This window comes from Streptomyces phytophilus (assembly GCF_013870535.1).
GTDB classification, from domain to species: Bacteria; Actinomycetota; Actinomycetes; order Streptomycetales; family Streptomycetaceae; genus Streptomyces; species Streptomyces phytophilus.
The window spans coordinates 1-1,358 of sequence record NZ_JACBXC010001480.1 but is presented as its reverse complement, the minus strand read 5'-3'; the positions used below and the strand labels follow the sequence as shown (position 1 = coordinate 1,358).

2 protein-coding genes are annotated in these 1,358 nt (G+C 74.3%); both read left to right on the top strand.

Annotated features, from left to right (window positions below; genetic code table 11):
- On the top strand, nt 1-213 hold a 213-nt coding region (locus H5J30_RS33545; protein WP_181791526.1), incomplete at its 5' end, for a GNAT family N-acetyltransferase.
- An 8-nt stretch (nt 214-221) separates the two neighbouring features.
- On the top strand, nt 222-1,331 hold the full coding sequence (tsaD, locus tag H5J30_RS33540) for a tRNA (adenosine(37)-N6)-threonylcarbamoyltransferase complex transferase subunit TsaD (protein ID WP_181791524.1): 1,110 nt from the start codon (nt 222-224) through the stop codon (nt 1,329-1,331).
- The last annotated feature ends 27 nt before the right edge of the window (nt 1,332-1,358 follow it).

Here is a 1,358-nt window from a genome sequence, read left to right as displayed (position 1 = left end):
GGCCTCGGCCCGCGCCTGCTGGAGGCGCTGCTCGCCGCCGCCCGCCGCTTCGGCTGCCGCGAGGTGCTGCTGGAGGTGCGCGTCGACAACGAGCGCGCGCAACGCCTCTACGAGCGCCACGGCTTCGCCGTCATCGGCGTCAGGCGCGGCTACTACCAGCCCGGAAACGTCGACGCGCTCGTCATGCGCCGTACCGAGAACGAGAAAGAGTGACGCCCCCCATGGCAGACGAACCCCTGGTGCTCGGCATCGAGACGTCCTGCGACGAGACCGGTGTCGGGATCGTCCGCGGGCACACGCTGCTCGCCGACGCCATCGCCTCCAGCGTCGACGCGCACGCCCGCTTCGGCGGCGTGGTGCCCGAGGTGGCGAGCCGGGCGCACCTGGAGGCGATGGTGCCGACGATCGAGCGGGCGCTGCGCGACGCCGGGGTCGCGGCCCGCGACCTGGACGCGGTCGCGGTGACGGCGGGCCCCGGTCTTTCGGGGGCGCTGCTGGTCGGGGTGTCGGCGGCCAAGGCGTACGCGTACGCGCTCGGCAAGCCGCTCTACGGCGTCAACCACCTCGCCTCGCACATCGCCGTCGACCAGCTCGAACACGGCGCGCTGCCCGAGCCGACGATGGCCCTGCTGGTCTCCGGTGGGCACTCCTCGCTGCTGATGTCCGCCGACATCACCTCCGACGTCCGTCCCCTCGGCGCGACCATCGACGACGCGGCGGGCGAGGCGTTCGACAAGGTCGCCCGGGTCCTCGGGCTCGGCTTCCCCGGCGGCCCGTTCATCGACAGGGCGGCGCGGGAGGGCGACCCGGCCGCGATCCGCTTCCCCCGCGGGCTGACGGGGCCCCGCGACCCGCTGTACGACTTCTCCTTCTCCGGCCTGAAGACCTCCGTCGCCCGCTGGGTGGAGGCCAGGCGCGCGGCGGGGGAGGACGTGCCGGTGGCGGACGTGGCGGCCTCGTTCCAGGAGTCGGTCGCCGACGTGCTGACGCGCAAGGCGGTACGGGCCTGCCGGGACAACGGCGTCGGGCACCTGATGATCGGCGGCGGCGTCGCGGCGAACTCGCGGCTGCGGGCGATGGCGGAGCGGCGCTGCGAGGACGCGGGGATCGTGCTGCGGGTGCCGCGGCCGAAGCTGTGCACGGACAACGGGGCGATGGTCGCGGCGCTCGGCGCGGAGATGGTGGCGCGGGGGCGGGCGGCGTCGGACTGGGAGCTGTCGGCGGACTCGTCGCTGCCGGTCACGGAGACGCACGTACCGGGGCACGAGCACGCACCCGGCCACGGCCACGACCACGTACACGAGCTGGCGAAGGACAACCTGTACTCGTGACCGTCGCGCTGATGTGGGAGGCCAGGG